Genomic DNA, 15,266 nt, shown 5'->3' on the forward strand with positions numbered 1-15,266 from the left:
GAGGGCTAACCCGGCAGCAATATCCATGGCATGACCAGGCTGGCGGAACCGTCCACGCTTTCCGGCTCCTCCGAAACTCAACAACGAAGGCGACAGATCACGAGCTACAAAAATACGACATCTTCACCCGCTACGGACAGAGAGGGATCATCGTCATTGCGAGGAGCGGCAGCGACGAAGCAATCCAGTCGATATCAATGGATTCGCGCGAAATGCTACTTGCCCTTGCGGGTGAATTTCTCGATCGCGGCGCGCGCTTCATCGGTGTGCATGCAGTCGATGATGGCGTCGCGCTCGGCATCGAGCTGTTGCTCGATCGGATTTGCCGAAGCTCGCTGGACCAGCATCTTGGTCGCAGCGATCGCGGCCGGCGTATTTTGTGCGAGCCGATGCGCGAGTTCGCGCGTTGCCGCCTTCAATTCCGCTGCAGGCACGACCTTGACGACCAGGCCCCATTGCATCGCCTGCGCGGCCGAAAAGCTGTCCTCGCCGAGAAAGATCTGCAGCGCGCGGCGTGGCCCGACCGCGGCCGTGACCCCGACCGTTCCCCCGCCATCGGGAGACACGCCGATCTTGGCATAGGCCGGGGTGAAGCGGGCGTCCTCGGTCGCGATGCAGAGGTCGGCCATGAAGGCGAGCGACAGGCCCGCGCCGGCGGCCGAGCCGTGCACGCTTGAAAGCACGATCTTGGGCATCCGCTGCAAGGCCGCGATGAAAGCATGGTAGTGCTGCAGCATTTCGCCGACGACGGCGGCGATGGTGTCCGATGCGGCCGCCGCTCCGATCGTCTGGAGATCGCCGCCGGCGCAGAATGCGCGGCCGGCGCCTTCGATCACCAGCACCTTGATCTCGTCGGAGGCCTCGACCTCGGCCGAGATTTGTTCCAGCCGCTTTGCGATTGCAAGATCGATCGAGTTGAAGCTCGCGGGACGGTTGAGGGTGATTGTCGCAATCGCGCCGTCGATTGCGAGTAGCGCTGGTTCGGCGGTCTGGTCAAAGGGCGCAGCCATCGGGAAACCTCCGCGTTTCAAGAGATTGCCGCATTTAAATCGAAGCAAGAAGTGGTGACAATCCCGCACGAAGCCTGCAAGATATGGGCAAAGCGCGGAAGCGGCTAGTGGTCCGATTCTAACATTCGCATCCCTTCTCAGCGGGGACCTTTGCGAATGTTAGAATCAAAGGACCACTAGCAAATATAGGTTTCTAGTGCAGTTTAGGATTTGACATTCGCTTGACGAGCCCGCGACGAGATGGGTAGCGAATGTCAAATCCACTACACGGACAGGGAGCAGGCGTCGTGGGCGTTCAGGCAATGTTGAGCCGGCCGGTTTCGACCGTCGATCCGTTTTCGCGCGGCTTCCTCAGCGATCCCTATCCGGACCATGAGGTCCTGCGCGAGGCGGGGCCCGTGGTGTGGCTCGATAAATACGGCATCTGGACGATGGCCCGGCACGAGCAGGTCCGCGACGCGTTGACCGACTGGCAGACCTATTGTTCGTCGGCTGGCGTCGGCTTGAGCGATTTCCGCAAGGAACCGCCGTGGCGGCCACCGAGCATCATCCTCGAAGCCGATCCGCCCTTGCATACGCGCACTCGCACGGTCTTGACGCGCATCCTGTCGCCAATGGCGATCAAGGTGCTGCGTGAGACGTTCGAACGCGAGGCGGAGGCGCTGATCGCGCGGCTAGTCGAGCGGCGCGAATTTGACGGGGTCGCCGACCTGGCCGAAGCCTATCCGCTAAAGGTATTTCCGGATGCGGTCGGTATCTCCGAAGACGGCCGCGAGAACCTGCTTCCTTATGGCACCATGGTGTTCAACTCATTCGGCCCGCGGAATGATCTCTTCCAGCAGGCCATGGCCAATGCCGGCCCGGTTCGTGATTGGATCATGTCGAAATGCAGCCGGGCGGCGCTGGCGCCGGCCGGACTGGGCATACAGATTTTTAACGCCGTCGATGCAGGCGAACTGTCCGAAGATGAAGCCGGGATGCTGGTGCGCTCGTTCCTGTCGGCCGGCATCGACACGACCGTCTACGGGCTCGGCAACGCGCTCTACTGCCTGGCGCGTTACCCTGAGCAATGGCAAATCCTCCGCCAGAATCCCAACCTGATCCGCAACGCCTTTGAAGAAGTGCTGCGGTTCGAGGCGCCGGTTCAGACCTTCTTCCGCACCACCACGAAGCCGGTCGAAGTCGGCGGCGTACAACTGGGCGAGGGCGAGAAGGTACTGTTGTTTCTGGCAGCCGCCAACCGCGACCCCCGCCGCTGGGAACGGGCGGATACGTTCGACGTCAATCGCCGCGCGGCCGGGCACATGACGTTCGGCACCGGCATTCACGGCTGCGTCGGGCAGGCCGTGGCGCGGCTGGAGACGGAGGCGGTGCTGGGCGCACTTGCAAAACGCGTTGAATCGTTTGAATTGACTGCCGAACCGAAGCGGCGGCTGAATAATACGTTGCGTGGCTTCGATACCCTCCCGCTTCGCCTTACGACCGTCTGATAGAAATGACCCAAAAAGCCGTTTTGATTGTCGGTGCCGGCCATGCCGGCTACCAGGTTGCAGCCTCCTTGCGTCAGCATGGCTTTGCTGAGCGCATTTGCCTCATCAATGATGAGGCGCATCTGCCGTATCAGCGGCCGCCTTTGTCCAAAGCGTATCTGAAAGGCGAGGGGAAACCCGACAGCCTGATGTTCCGGCCCGAAAAATTCTATCAGGACCAGAAGATCGAATTGATCGCCGATCGCGCCGTTTCGATTGACCGCGCGGCGCAACGGCTGCTGCTCGCTTCCGGCGCATTCCTCGATTATGGCCACGTCGTGCTGGCGACGGGCGCCCGCAATCGTCTGCTCGACTTGCCCAACGCCAACCTTGCGGATGTTCGATATTTGCGCATCCTTGACGAAAGCGAGGCGCTGCGGCAGCGGGTTGGCTCGGCGAAGCATGTCGCGGTGATTGGTGCCGGTTTTATCGGTCTGGAATTTGCGGCAACCGCGCGCGGCAAGGGGCTTGAGGTCGATGTGATCGAGCTCGGGTCGCGGGTGATGGCGCGCGCGGTCACCGCCGAAATCTCGGAGTACTTTCAGAAGCGGCACGCCGCGGCCGGTATCCGCATTCACCTCGGCGTTCAGGCGACCAGCATCGAGAGCGCCGGTGAGAAGCTTGCCGGTATCAGCCTGAGCGATGGACGGCGCATTCCGGCCGACCTCGTCGTGGTCGGCGTCGGCGTGTTGCCCAATGTCGAGATCGCGGCGGAGGCTGGCTTGCCGGTCGCATCAGGGATCATCGTCAACGAGCATCTTCTGACCGCCGATCCGAATATTTCGGCGATCGGGGACTGCGCGCTGTTCGAAAGCCCGCGCTTTGGCGGTTCGCTCCGGCTTGAGTCGGTGCAGAACGCCACCGACCAGGCGCGCTGCGTGGCGGCGCGGCTGACGGGAGATACCAAGATCTATGACGGCTTGCCGTGGTTCTGGAGCGACCAGGGCGATGACAAGCTTCAGATCGCCGGCCTCACCACCGGGTATGACCAGGTCGTGGAGCGCGGCGATCGCGAAGCGCGCTCGTTCTCGGCGTTCTGCTACAAGCAGCGGAAACTTGTAGGTATCGAGTCGGTCAATCGCGCCGCCGACCATGTGTTCGGCCGCAAGATTCTCGGCATGAACCGATCGATCGAGCCGGAAAAGGCCGCCGATCCCGGCTTCGACCTGAAGTCGGCGCTGGCTTGAGGAACCAGAAATGCCTAATCCCAAAATTCCTTCTTGCGCCCGATCTGAAACTCCTGCTTGACAGCTTCGATGTCGGCAAGCGTCGGCAATCCGGCCTCGTTGCCGAGTCGTTGGATCTTGTACGTCGAGGCCGCGCGCGCAAACTCGAAATGGTCGTGCCAGCTCTTGCTGGGACTGTTGAGATACGAAAACACGTAAGCGCCGTGAAATACGTCGCCGGCACCGTTGGTGTCGAGCACGCGGTCGCCCGAGATCGGCAGCGCAGGCATGGTACGAATTGCTCCTGCTTCGTCGTACCAGAACAGGCCGCGCTCGCCCATGGTGACGCCGCCGATGCGGCAGCCGCGGCTCTTGAGATAATCGAGCATCTCGCGCGGCTCCAGATTCATCTGTTCGCACAGGCGCTCGGCAACGATTGCGACATCGATGAATTCCAGCAGTTCATGGGTGTTGGACCTTAAGCCGCCGCCGTCGAGCGAGGTCAAGATACCTGCCTCCCGGCAATGCTTGGCGTAGTAGATCGCGGCATCCGGCTGATGGCCATCGATGTGCAGCGCGCTGCATCCCTTCAGGTTCAAATGCGGGAAGGGATGAATGTGCTCGTCGTCGCGGCAGCGCACGATGGCGCGCTTGCCGTCCTTCGGCATGATGAAGGACAGCGAAGACGTGTTGACCTTGCGCGGATGAATCGAGATGCCGTACTTCGCGCTCATGTCCTGGAACATGCGCCCCAGCCAGTCGTTGGCGACGGTGGCGATCAGGTCCGGCACGACGCCGAGTTTGGCACAGCAAAACGCGGCCGTCACAGCGTTGCCCCCGAACGAGACCGCATAGGCCGAGGCGACATGCTTCTCGTCGCCGGTCGGCATGTGGTCGGTGATGAAGGTGACGTCGATGTAGGTTTGTCCGATGAAGAGAGCCTGCATGCATTACCGTCATGGGTTGAGGAGCGATCCCGGCCATACCGCGGTCGAGATTAGCACCGGTTCCACAAGCTTATCCGCTGAAATTATTCGTAAAGATACGCCATGCGGGGTCGCGAGATCGGGGCAGCGCGCTGCCCGATACGCATCTAGCGCTGATCCCAACCGATATCAACGGGATGGGGTTCGGGAACCGGCGTCGTTGCCGCTAACTCCCAGCCCTCGATGTCCGGTCCAGTTCATTTTCTCGTGGTTGCGTGCTACAGGCGACAGGCGAGGCGGGGAAGTCCATCGCCTCGGCGAGGTGCGCGAGTTGGCCAAGACGCGGCGAAACCAGAAGTGGCAGCGTGACCCGCAAGGGATGCGGCTTCGCATTCTCGACGCGGCCAAGGAAGAATTCGCCGCGCAGGGCCTTGCCGGCGCGCGGGTCGACCGGATTGCCGCCAAGGCCGGCGCCAACAAGCGCATGCTCTACTATCACGTCGGCAAGAAGGAAGAGCTTTATCTCACCGTGCTCGAAGGCGCCTATGAGAAGATCAGGGTCGAGGAGCGCGGGCTTAATCTCGAGCATCTCGATCCGCCCAAGGCGATCGGGCGGTTGATCGAGTTCACCTGGAATTATTTCCTCAGCAATCCCGAATTCCTGGCGCTGCTCAACACCGAGAACCTCGCCAAGGCGAAGCATCTGAAGCGCTCCACCAAGGTGAAATCGATGCACTCGCCGTTCGTCGAGATGATCCGCATGGTGGTCCGTCGCGGCGTCGCGAGCGGCGACTTCGTCGTCGCGGTCGATCCGGTGCAGCTTTACATTTCCATCGCCGCGCTGTGCTTCTTCTACCTGTCGAACAGCGCTACGTTGAGCGTGATCTTCGGCCGCGATCTCCTTTCCGAAGAGGCGAGGGATGAGCGGCTCGACCACATGATCGCGCTGGTGCTGGCGGCGCTGACCGGCAAATCCCTTGCGGCGTTTGCACGGAAGAAGCCGGCGAGGATGTCGGCGCCGGCCGAACAACCTGCCTGACGCGGTTTCTTCGTTCTTTTTACGTGCCTGGATGAGCCAAAAATCCGTCCTAAAATACCATCGGAAGCTGCTGGACAGTATTTATCCAACGGGTTAATTTCCTCCGAAATCGAAGACGAAAAGCCGAATTGCGAGGGAGCGAAAACTTGGCTGAAGCGAAAGCGCCAACAAGGTTGTCGAAAGCGCTCAACGCGGCCTGGGTGCGGCCGTTTCTGTTCCTGATTTTCATCGTCATCGCGTGGGATCTGTCGATCCGCCTGTTCAAGATTCCGGCCTATCAAATTCCGGCGCCCGCCGACGTTGTCGCAGTGCTGTGGCAGGATTGGCCTGAACTCGCACGGCAATCGTGGCCGACCACCTATGCCACGATCTGGGGATTTGTGTTGTCGGCGCTGTTCGGCATTCCCGTTGCGATGCTGATCGCGGGATCCAAGACGGTGGAGAGCTACGTCTATCCGCTGCTCGTGTTCTCACAATCGGTGCCGAAGATCGCGATCGCGCCGCTGTTCGTGGTCTGGTTCGGCTTCGGTATCTTGCCGAAAATCATCTCGGCCTTTTTGCTCGGGTTTTTCCCGGTCGTGGTCTCCGCCGTGCAGGGCTTCAAATCGGTCGACCCCGACATGGTCGATCTTGCGCGCGCCATGCAGGGCAGCCGCTTTCACGTCTTCCGCGCGGTCAATTTGCCGCATGCCTTGCCGGCGATCTTTTCAGGCCTGAAGGTTTCGGTCACGCTCGCGGTGGTTGGAGCGGTGGTCGGCGAATTCGTCGGTTCCAATTCCGGCATCGGTTACGTCATGCAGCGCTCGATCGGCACGTTCGACTTGCCGACGATGTTTGCCGCGCTGGTGATCCTGGCGCTGCTCGGCGTGATCCTGTTCTGGATCGTCGACCGCATCGAGCGGCTGGTGGTGCCCTGGCACGTCAGCCAGCGCGAGGAAATTATCGTTGCCGCGTGAGCGGTTAATAGCAACAGGAAAGCCCGCGAAGGGCGGTTCAAGAAGTACGGCCGGGAGGATGAAATGGTGCGTTTGGTTGCAGCCCTTGCAACTCTGTTGATCGGAACGACGCTGCCGGCGCAGGCCGCCGACAAGGTGGTGCTGATGCTCAACTGGTACGTCTATGGCGAGCATGCGCCGTTCTATTACGGTAAAGCCAAGGGAATCTATGCCGCCGCTGGCATCGATCTCGAGATCCAGGAAGGCCGCGGCTCGGCGGCGACCACACAGGCGGTTGCCGCGAAGACCGCCAATTTCGGCTATGTCGACGTGCCGACCATGATGCGCGCGGCGGTCAAGGGTGCGCCGATCATCGCAACCGGCGTGCTGCTTCAGACCAGCCCGATGTCGGTGATGGGCCTTGTCGAGAAGAACATCCGCAAGCCCGAGGACATCAAGGGCAAGATCGTCGCGATCACGCCGGCCGACTCCATGACCCAGATATGGCCGCTGTTCCTGAAGAAGACCGGCCTGAAGGAAAGCGATTTCACCACGGTCGCCGGCGATGGCCAGACCAAGCTCCAGGCCGTCATCAACGGCCGCGCCGATCTTCTGCTCGGCTACGTCATGGACCAATCGATGAAGATCAAGGACGCGACCGGCAAGGACGTCTATCCGATCAAGTTCGCCGACTACGGCATCAACATGGTGTCGTCCGGCCTCGTCGCCAATACCGATTACGTCAAAGCGAATCCGGACGTGGTCAGGCGCTTCATGGATGCGACCACCAAGGCCGTGGAAGCCGCTGAAAAGGACCCCAAGGCCGCGGCGCAATCGATCCTCGATGCCAACCCAAAGGGCGGCAAGATCGATACGCTGACGCAGGGCTTTGAACTAACGATCCCGCTCTACCGCACGCCGGAAACGAAGGGCAAGCGGCCATTCCAGGTGACCGATCAGAACATGGCCGACAGCGTCAGCCTCATGGTCGAGTATGGCGGGCTCGATGCCAAGGCCAACGAGAACCCGAAGGCGTTTTACACCAATGAGTATCTGCCGAAGTGACCTTTGCGGCCTCATGGTTCGAGACGCCCCGCTTCGCGGGGCTCCTCACCATGAGGGTCTCTCATCTTTCCGCTTGCGCCGACCTCATCCCGAGGAGGCTGCGCAGCAGCCGTCTCGAACGATGATCGCTGGCATCCAACTGGACCTTGAATGAACGCAGCGAAAAAAACCGCAAGCCCGGATTCGTCCGCGGCGCATCTGCGTGTCGTGGCCGATCGCGGTGCGACCCTGACACCCGGCATCCGGCTATCGGGCGTGTCGAAGACCTATCGCTCGCGCGACGGCGACGTGCCGTCGCTGCAACCGCTGGATTTTCACATCAACGACGGTGAATTTTTTGTTGTGGTCGGTCCGTCCGGCTGCGGCAAATCCACGCTCTTGAAAATGATTTCGGGTCTTCTGCCGCCATCGGCCGGCGAGATTTTCGTCGAGGGCGAGAAAGTCGATAAACCTCATGGCAATGTCGGCATCGTGTTTCAGAACGCGCTGCTTCTGCCCTGGCGCAACATCATCAACAACGTGATGTTGCCGATCGACATGAAGCGGCTGAAGCGCGCGGAGTTCTTGCAACGCGCGAAATCCTTGCTCAAACTCGTCGGGCTCGAAGGTTTTGAAAAGAAGCTGCCCTGGCAACTCTCCGGCGGCATGCAGCAGCGCGCATCGATCTGCCGGGCGCTGGTGCATGACCCCAAGATCGTGCTGATGGACGAACCGTTCGGAGCGCTCGATGCCATGACCCGCGAGCGCATGAATGTCGAATTGATGCGCATCCAGCGCGAGACCGGCAAGACCATCCTGCTGATCACCCATTCGATCCCGGAAGCGGTGTTCCTTGCCGATCGCGTGCTGGTCATGACCGAGCGGCCCGGCGCGATTGCTGCGATCTATGACGTGCCGCTACCGCGCCCGCGCTCGCTCGACGTGATGAGCGATCCGGTCTTCTCGGAACTGGTGCAGCGTATCCGGAAGCATTTCTTCACCCAAATCGCGCTGGATTAGAGGTGTAGGTCGATGCCGCTGCGCCTGGCCGTACGGGATATCACGCTTTTCGAACGGGCCGTGCGCTTTGCGCGGCCGTTCCGTTTTGGTGCGGTGGTTATCGACGCGGCCTCGCAGCTGTTCGTGCGCGCCGAGATCGAGATCGAAGGCAAGGGCCGCTCGGTCGGCGCCAGCGCCGAGATGATGGTGCCGAAATGGTTCGACAAGCGCGCGCGCCTTTCACCTGACGAGACCGTCGATGAATTGCGACGCTCGCTGGTGATCGCGAGCGATCTCTATCGGACCGGCTCCGCTTTCGACACTGCGTTCGGCCATCACGCCTCCCGGATCGCCGCGCAGATCGAAACCTGCGCCAGAGAAGATATTCCGCCGCTCGCGGCAATGTTCGGCCCGGCCGAGATCGACAAGGCCATTCTCGATGCGCTGCTGCGCGGCGCGGGCGTCAACTTCTTCGACGGCATGACGGCGAATATCGCCGGCGTCGCCGCGCGGCTGTCGCCTGACCTGGACAACGACGATATTACGCTGTTCCTGGCGCAAAGCCGCCGCCGCGACCGCGTCGCGGTCCGCCACACCGTCGGCCTCGACGACAAGGTTGAAGGCGAGGGCGGTGTCGCCGACGAAAACGAAAATTCCGGCGCGCGTTATTTCAAGCTCAAACTGGCCGGAAACCCGGACGCCGACGCTGCGCGGCTCGTCCGCATCGGCCGCGAGCTTGCAAAACGGCCTAATGCCTATCACGTCACGCTTGACGCCAACGAGCAATATTCGGATTTGAACAATCTTGGCAGCCTCGCCCATCGCCTCCGCCGCGACGCCGCGTTGGCGCCGATCGCAAGCCGGCTTCTTTATATCGAGCAGCCGATGCCGCGCGAGGTGACCCGTACTTCGCCGCTCAAGGACATCGCGGCCTGTGATTTCATCATCGACGAGGCGGATGATTCCTATGGCGCCTTCGTTGCTGCACGCTCGCTCGGTTATCGCGGCATTTCCTCGAAATCGTGCAAGGGCATCTATAAGTCCGTGATCAATGCGACGCGCGCGGCCAAATGGAGCGCGGGTGGCGAAAAATACTTTGTCACGGGCGAAGACCTGACCTGTCAGGCCGGCCTTGCCGTGCAGCAGGACCTGGCGCTGGGCGCGCTTATTGGCATCACCCATGCCGAACGCAATGGCCACCACTATGTTGACGGTTTTGCCGATACGCCACCCGACGAAGCCGGGGCATTCCTCGCCGCGCACCCCGACCTATATGCCCGCGCCGGCGGCGAGGCGCGGCTTGCTATCCATGACGGCGATCTTCTGACGGGATCGCTGACCGCGCCCGGCTTTGCCGCCGGCGTGCATCCGAACTGGCCGGCCATGCAGGCCTTCCGACAACCAAAAGCAAGAACATTGCAGGAGCAGACGATATGACGACCCAACGCCTCGGCGTGATCATGAACGGTGTCACCGGCCGCATGGGGCTCAATCAGCATCTGATCCGCTCGATCGTCGCAATCCGCGAGCAGGGTGGCGTGAAGCTTTCCAACGGCGATCGCGTGATGCCCGATCCGATCCTGGTGGGGCGCAACCGGGAAAAGATCGAGGCGCTGGCGAAGCGCTTCAACGTGGAACGCTGGACCACTGACCTCGATGCCGCGTTGTCGGACAAGAAAGACACGGTGTTCTTCGATGCTGCGACCACGCAGGCGCGCCCGGGTTTGCTGACCCGGGCGTTCAATGCCAGCAAGCACGTCTATTGCGAAAAACCAACTGCAACCAATCTCGAAGAAGCGGTTGCGATCGTGAAACTCGGCAACAGCAAGGGCCTCAAGCACGGCGTAGTGCAGGACAAGCTGTTCCTGCCGGGTTTGAAGAAGCTCGCTTTCCTGCGGGATTCCGGATTCTTCGGACGCATGTTATCGGTGCGCGGCGAATTCGGCTACTGGGTGTTCGAAGGCGACTGGCAGGAAGCGCAGCGTCCATCCTGGAATTATCGCAGCGAAGACGGCGGCGGAATCATCCTCGACATGGTTTGCCACTGGCGCTACGTGCTCGATAACCTCTTTGGCGAAGTCGAAAGCGTGGTCTGCATCGGCAACACCGATATTCCCGAACGCTGGGACGAGCAGAACAAGAAATACAAGGCAACCGCGGACGACTCCGCTTACGCGACGTTTCGCCTCAAGGGCGGCGTGATCGCGCACATCAACATGAGCTGGGTGACGCGCGTCTATCGTGACGATCTAGTCACCTTTCAGGTCGACGGCACCCACGGCTCGGCGGTGGCGGGGCTGACCGATTGCATGATCCAGGCGCGGCCGATGACGCCAAGGCCGGTGTGGAATCCGGACGAGAAACGCCTGCACGATTTCTATGGCGACTGGCAGAAGCTGCCGGAGAACGCGACCTACGACAATGGTTTCAAGGAACAGTGGGAAATGTTCATTCGCCACGTCTGCGAAGACGCGCCGTACAAGTTCACGCTGCTGGAGGGCGCCAAGGGCGTGCAGCTCGCCGAATGCGCGCTGCAGAGCTGGCGCGAGAAGCGCTGGATCGACGTCGCGCCGATCGAGGTCTAGAGGAGGAGAGCCGTCATGAACAAGCCGGTGATGCCTGCCTCGTCATTGTCACTGAAACTGCCGACTGCCAATGGTTCGCTTGAAACTTATCGCCTGGCGGCCTCGCGGAGCTTTCCCGCCAAGCTCGAAGGTTCGTTGAACCGTGTGGCGTTTTCAGCCGCGCACGTCGTGTCGAACCCGCTCGCCGATGTCGATCCTTGGCTGACCGCCGCGGTCGACTGGGACAAGACCATCGCGTTTCGCGAGCATGTCTGGGATCTCGGTCTCGGCGTCGCGGAGGCGATGGACACGGCCCAGCGCGGCATGGGGCTTGATTGGCCGACCTCGCTCGAACTGATCCAGCGCTCGGTGCGCGCCGCAAAGGCGCGGGGCAACGCGTTGGTGTTCTCCGGTGCCGGGACCGATCATCTTGCAGTAGAAGACGCCAAAAGCCTCGACGACGTGATCCGCGCCTATGAGCGTCAGATCGCCGCGATCGAGAAAGTCGGCGGCCGCATCATTTTGATGGCTTCGCGCGCGCTCGCCAAAATCGCCCGCAGCCCCGACGACTACGCCAAGGTGTATGGCCGCGTGCTGTCGCAGGTGCGCGAGCCCGTGATTATCCACTGGCTCGGCGACATGTTCGATCCGGCGCTGGCTGGCTATTGGGGAGCGGCCGATCCCGGCAAGGCGATGGACACGGCGGTTGCCGTCATCAATGCCCATGCGGCCAAGGTCGACGGCGTCAAGATCTCGCTGCTCGACAAGCAGCGCGAGATCGACATGCGCCGGCGCCTCGCCGATAGCATCAAGATGTATACCGGCGACGACTTCAACTATGCCGAACTGATTGCCGGCGACGACCAAGGCTATTCGCACGCGCTGCTCGGCATTTTCGACGCGATCGCGCCGGCGGCGTCCTACGCGCTGTCGCGGCTGGCTGCCTCCGACGCAGAAGGCTTCCACGACGTGCTTGGTCCGACCTTGCCGCTCTCGCGCCACATCTTCAAGGCGCCGACGCGGTTCTACAAGACCGGCATCGTCTTCATGGCCTATCTGAACGGACATCAGGATCATTTCACCATGGTCGGCGGGCAGGAGAGCACGCGCTCGACGCTGCATCTCGCCGAATTGTTTCGTCTGGCCGATCAGGCGGGACTCCTGGCCAATCCGGAACTGGCGGCGCGGCGCATGAAGGCGACACTCGCCCTCAAAGGCATTGAGGCGTGATGCGGGATTTTTCGGTCGACCATCGCTGGTTGTCGCTCAACACCGCAACCGTCCGCAAGCAGGGCGACCTGGTGCAGATTATCGAAGCCTGTGCACGGCATGGTATCCGCGCGATCGATCCCTGGCGCGACCAGGTCGCGGCCGTCGGGCTCGATCGTGCGGCACGCGCCGTGCGGGAGGCCGGTCTTGAACTTTCCGGCTATTGCCGTGGCGGGATGTTCACCTCGGATGCCGCGCGCCGCATCGAGGTACGCGATGACAACCGGCGCGCGGTCGACGAGGCGAGGGCGCTTGGCGCCTGTTGCATTGTGCTCGTCGTCGGCGGCCTGCCGCAATATTCTCGGCCCGGAAGCGCGCCGTCGAAAGATATCCTGACTGCGCGGGCGCAGGTCGAAGACGCCATCGCCGAGATGATGGAATACGCGAAGACCGCGCAAATGCCACTCGCGATCGAGCCGTTGCACCCGGCCTATGCCGCCGACCGCGCCTGCGTCAATACGACCAGGCAGGCGCTCGATATATGCGACCGCCTCGATCCCAACCGCACCGGCGCGCTTGGCGTCGCGCTCGACGTTTACCACATCTGGTGGGATCCAGAGGTGCTGTCGCAGATCGCGCGCGCCGGCAAGGATCGCCTGCTGGCGTTTCACGTCTGCGACTGGCTGGTGCCGACCAAAGACATCCTCAACGACCGCGGCATGATGGGCGACGGCACGATCGATATCAGATCGCTCCGCCGCGCCGTCGAGGCGCAAGGGTTCGTCGGCTATTCGGAAATCGAGATTTTTTCCGAAGATTGGTGGGCGCGGCCGATGGATGAGGTGTTACGCACCTGCATCGCGCGGCATCGCACGGTCGTGTAACAAACGCGTTCCTGGAATCGAACTGGTAGGATGGCGCGCGCCGTTCAGGCGCTGGGTCTCTGGTTCGATTGGAAGGATAGCAAATGATCGGCGAAGTGATTGTCGTTGGCCATCTGAAGCTGCGGGAAGGTGCTGCCGTCGATGAATACGGCCGTCTGGGCGAGCGCATGTACGGTATCGTCAGCCAGCTTCCCGGCTTTATATCGGTCAAGTCATTCAAGGCCGACGATGGCGAAGAGATTGATGTGTTTCGCTTTGCCTCGGAGGAAGCCCTGGAAGCCTGGCGCAGTCACCCCGAACATGTCGAAACCATGAAGCGTGGGCATGCGGAATTCTACGCCAGCGGCTACCTGCAAATCTGCAAGGTGATCCGCGAGATCGGGCCATTCAAGCACGCGTAGGATTCTGGCCGCGCTACGCGACACAGTCTGATCGGCTATTTCCTTTCCGTCGCTTCGCCGCCGATAGCGGCGGTGCCCGTGCCGCTACAGCCGCTAGCGCCGTAACGCACGAATTTCTGCACGCGCTTTCCGGTGTCGACTTCGCCGGTATAGATATTTCCCTGGCTGTCGAGGCTCACCTGATGCAGCCAGTGGAAGTCGCCGGCCATCCGGCCGCCATGCCCAAGCCGCCCAAGTTGTTCGAGATTGTCACGGTCGAGGATATAGATCGTCTGGTTGGTGTTGTCGCCGACATAAAGGCAGCTTTGCGTCTTGTCGGGCGAGAAGTTCATCGATACGGCCGTGCCGGGCATAATCGGCTGGGTATAGGTTTTCGGGCTAATGAAACGCTCGGCCACGAAGCCGCATTTGCCGGTTTCGCCGTTCGGATTGCTGCACTCCTTGCCGAGGTTCGGATCCTTGCTGTCGAACACCTGGATGCGGTCATTGCCGCGATCGCAGACATAAATTTTGCCGTCATCGGCGATCTTCACGCAATGCACGGGATTGCGGAAGAACGCCGGCTTGGTCTCGCCTTTCGCGGAGGCTTGCGGCCATGTGCCGGCAGCGGCTGCGGCCGCGTCGTCGACCGGGTTGTTTCCATAAGCGCCGAAGTGGCCGATATATTTGCCGGTATCGGCATCAACGATCAGCACGCGCCGGTTGGCGTAGCCATCGGCGACATAGAGGCGATTGGTCTTGGGGTCGAGCACCATGTCCGCAGGACGATAGAGTTGGGGCGTCCCATTGAGGCCGCCGTCCTTGCTGTTGCTGTCGGGCGCCAGAGGCGTGCCGCCGATCCGCATCTTGAAATTGCCGTCCTGGTCGAACTTCAGGACGAAGCCGTCGCCGCCGCCCTTGTTGGTGGTCCAGGGAATCTCCTTGTCGCCCGGCTTGTGTGCTGGGGAATTACCGGCGAGCCAGACGTTGTCCTTCTGGTCGACATAGATGCCGTGCTCGACATTGGGCCAGATGCAGCCGGCTTCCGCCTTGCATTTGCCGCCGATGAAGCCGGGATCAGCCGGGCCACCCCAGGCGCGTAGCAATTTGCCACCCGCGTCGAATTCAATCACCGAGGGCGCGGCGCGGCAGCAATCGGCGCCAAAGCCGCCTGTGCGTGCAAAGCCAAGGCCGTTCGCCGGCTGGCCCTTGGCATCGGTCGCGCCGGATAGCGGGCCGTCGAGGCCCACTTCATCATCGGTGAGCGTGCGCGGTCGCTGATACACCCAAATATGATCATGATGATCGACATAGAGCCCGCCGATTTGACCAAGCAGCCAGCTATGCGGCAGTGGCTGCGGCCAGGTCGGATCGACAACAAATTCAGGCGTCTTGCCCGCGGTCGAGCGGTCATAGACGCCGGTCTGCTTTTGCAGGTGATCGACGATGGTGCCTCCGTTAAGTGGGCTCACGTCGTCGGCCCATGCCGGTGTGATCAGGGCAGCTGCAAGCAGGCAAGAAACGAGAGCTATGAATTTTGATGCGTTTTTCATCCCACAAGCTCTTTTGTTTTCGTTGTTG

General features: G+C 61.5%; 14 protein-coding genes. 11 read left to right on the plus strand and 3 right to left on the minus strand.

The features are described from left to right. Positions 1–215: 215 nt before the first annotated feature. The gene (locus tag M6D32_RS11080; RefSeq protein ID WP_298255947.1) at positions 216–1,010 is read right to left on the minus strand and encodes an enoyl-CoA hydratase-related protein; all 795 of its coding nucleotides are present in this window, start codon (positions 1,008–1,010) and stop codon (positions 216–218) included. A gap of 302 nt (positions 1,011–1,312) precedes the next feature. On the opposite strand from M6D32_RS11080, the gene M6D32_RS11085 reads away from it, so the two are divergent. Together M6D32_RS11085 and M6D32_RS11090 are read left to right on the plus strand one after the other, a co-directional pair. Then, a complete protein-coding gene (locus tag M6D32_RS11085; RefSeq protein ID WP_298256038.1) occupies positions 1,313–2,500 on the plus strand; it encodes a cytochrome P450 in 1,188 nt (395 codons plus the stop codon). Positions 2,501–2,505: 5 nt separating this feature from the next. Beyond that, on the plus strand, positions 2,506–3,726 hold the full coding sequence (locus M6D32_RS11090; RefSeq protein ID WP_298255948.1) for an FAD-dependent oxidoreductase: 1,221 nt from the start codon (positions 2,506–2,508) through the stop codon (positions 3,724–3,726). A 14-nt stretch (positions 3,727–3,740) separates the two neighbouring features. On the opposite strand, the gene M6D32_RS11095 is transcribed toward M6D32_RS11090, so the two are convergent. Then, a complete protein-coding gene (locus M6D32_RS11095; protein WP_298255949.1) occupies positions 3,741–4,652 on the minus strand; it encodes a sugar kinase in 912 nt (303 codons plus the stop codon). Between the two features lie 310 nt (positions 4,653–4,962). Here M6D32_RS11095 and M6D32_RS11100 point away from each other — a divergent pair, with 310 nt between their 5' ends. From M6D32_RS11100 to M6D32_RS11140, 9 genes are all read left to right on the plus strand, one after another. Further along, positions 4,963–5,670, plus strand: coding sequence for a TetR/AcrR family transcriptional regulator (locus tag M6D32_RS11100; protein ID WP_298255950.1), 708 nt, complete (start codon positions 4,963–4,965; stop codon positions 5,668–5,670). Positions 5,671–5,816: 146 nt separating this feature from the next. After that, positions 5,817–6,626 (plus strand): ABC transporter permease, encoded by an 810-nt coding sequence (locus tag M6D32_RS11105; protein ID WP_298255951.1) that lies wholly within the window; start codon positions 5,817–5,819, stop codon positions 6,624–6,626. Positions 6,627–6,689: 63 nt separating this feature from the next. Next, positions 6,690–7,670, plus strand: a complete 981-nt coding sequence (locus M6D32_RS11110) for an ABC transporter substrate-binding protein (protein ID WP_298255952.1) — start codon at positions 6,690–6,692, stop codon at positions 7,668–7,670. Positions 7,671–7,820: 150 nt separating this feature from the next. Continuing rightward, the gene (locus M6D32_RS11115; protein WP_298255953.1) at positions 7,821–8,669 is read left to right on the plus strand and encodes an ABC transporter ATP-binding protein; all 849 of its coding nucleotides are present in this window, start codon (positions 7,821–7,823) and stop codon (positions 8,667–8,669) included. A 12-nt stretch (positions 8,670–8,681) separates the two neighbouring features. Next, positions 8,682–10,085, plus strand: coding sequence for a hypothetical protein (locus tag M6D32_RS11120; RefSeq protein ID WP_298255954.1), 1,404 nt, complete (start codon positions 8,682–8,684; stop codon positions 10,083–10,085). Further along, positions 10,082–11,233, plus strand: coding sequence for a Gfo/Idh/MocA family oxidoreductase (locus tag M6D32_RS11125; protein ID WP_298255955.1), 1,152 nt, complete (start codon positions 10,082–10,084; stop codon positions 11,231–11,233). Before M6D32_RS11120 ends, M6D32_RS11125 begins: the two co-directional genes overlap by 4 nt. Positions 11,234–11,248: 15 nt before the next feature. After that, positions 11,249–12,442, plus strand: coding sequence for a dihydrodipicolinate synthase family protein (locus tag M6D32_RS11130; RefSeq protein WP_298255956.1), 1,194 nt, complete (start codon positions 11,249–11,251; stop codon positions 12,440–12,442). Further along, entirely contained in the window at positions 12,442–13,305 is an 864-nt protein-coding gene (locus M6D32_RS11135; protein WP_298255957.1) for a sugar phosphate isomerase/epimerase family protein, read from the plus strand. Before M6D32_RS11130 ends, M6D32_RS11135 begins: the two co-directional genes overlap by 1 nt. Positions 13,306–13,388: 83 nt before the next feature. Continuing rightward, entirely contained in the window at positions 13,389–13,706 is a 318-nt protein-coding gene (locus M6D32_RS11140; RefSeq protein WP_298255958.1) for an antibiotic biosynthesis monooxygenase, read from the plus strand. Between the two features lie 35 nt (positions 13,707–13,741). Here M6D32_RS11140 and M6D32_RS11145 read toward each other — a convergent pair whose 3' ends face one another. Further along, complete coding sequence (locus M6D32_RS11145) at positions 13,742–15,238, minus strand: hypothetical protein (protein WP_298255959.1); 1,497 nt, start codon at positions 15,236–15,238, stop codon at positions 13,742–13,744. Between the last annotated feature and the right edge of the window lie 28 nt (positions 15,239–15,266).

The sequence above is a fragment of the Bradyrhizobium sp. genome, from assembly GCF_027307225.1.
Lineage (GTDB): Bacteria > Pseudomonadota > Alphaproteobacteria > Rhizobiales > Xanthobacteraceae > Bradyrhizobium.

What these genes read in the sequence shown, in the direction of transcription:
- M6D32_RS11080 (WP_298255947.1), bottom strand. Translation starts at nt 1,010, where the DNA reads ATGGCTGCGCCCTTTGACCAGACCGCCGAACCAGCGCTACTCGCAATC.
- M6D32_RS11085 (WP_298256038.1), top strand. Translation starts at nt 1,313, where the DNA reads ATGTTGAGCCGGCCGGTTTCGACCGTCGATCCGTTTTCGCGCGGCTTC.
- M6D32_RS11090 (WP_298255948.1), top strand. Translation starts at nt 2,506, where the DNA reads ATGACCCAAAAAGCCGTTTTGATTGTCGGTGCCGGCCATGCCGGCTAC.
- M6D32_RS11095 (WP_298255949.1), bottom strand. Translation starts at nt 4,652, where the DNA reads ATGCAGGCTCTCTTCATCGGACAAACCTACATCGACGTCACCTTCATC.
- M6D32_RS11110 (WP_298255952.1), top strand. Translation starts at nt 6,690, where the DNA reads ATGGTGCGTTTGGTTGCAGCCCTTGCAACTCTGTTGATCGGAACGACG.
- M6D32_RS11115 (WP_298255953.1), top strand. Translation starts at nt 7,821, where the DNA reads ATGAACGCAGCGAAAAAAACCGCAAGCCCGGATTCGTCCGCGGCGCAT.
- M6D32_RS11120 (WP_298255954.1), top strand. Translation starts at nt 8,682, where the DNA reads ATGCCGCTGCGCCTGGCCGTACGGGATATCACGCTTTTCGAACGGGCC.
- M6D32_RS11125 (WP_298255955.1), top strand. Translation starts at nt 10,082, where the DNA reads ATGACGACCCAACGCCTCGGCGTGATCATGAACGGTGTCACCGGCCGC.
- M6D32_RS11130 (WP_298255956.1), top strand. Translation starts at nt 11,249, where the DNA reads ATGAACAAGCCGGTGATGCCTGCCTCGTCATTGTCACTGAAACTGCCG.
- M6D32_RS11135 (WP_298255957.1), top strand. Translation starts at nt 12,442, where the DNA reads ATGCGGGATTTTTCGGTCGACCATCGCTGGTTGTCGCTCAACACCGCA.
- M6D32_RS11140 (WP_298255958.1), top strand. Translation starts at nt 13,389, where the DNA reads ATGATCGGCGAAGTGATTGTCGTTGGCCATCTGAAGCTGCGGGAAGGT.
- M6D32_RS11145 (WP_298255959.1), bottom strand. Translation starts at nt 15,238, where the DNA reads ATGAAAAACGCATCAAAATTCATAGCTCTCGTTTCTTGCCTGCTTGCA.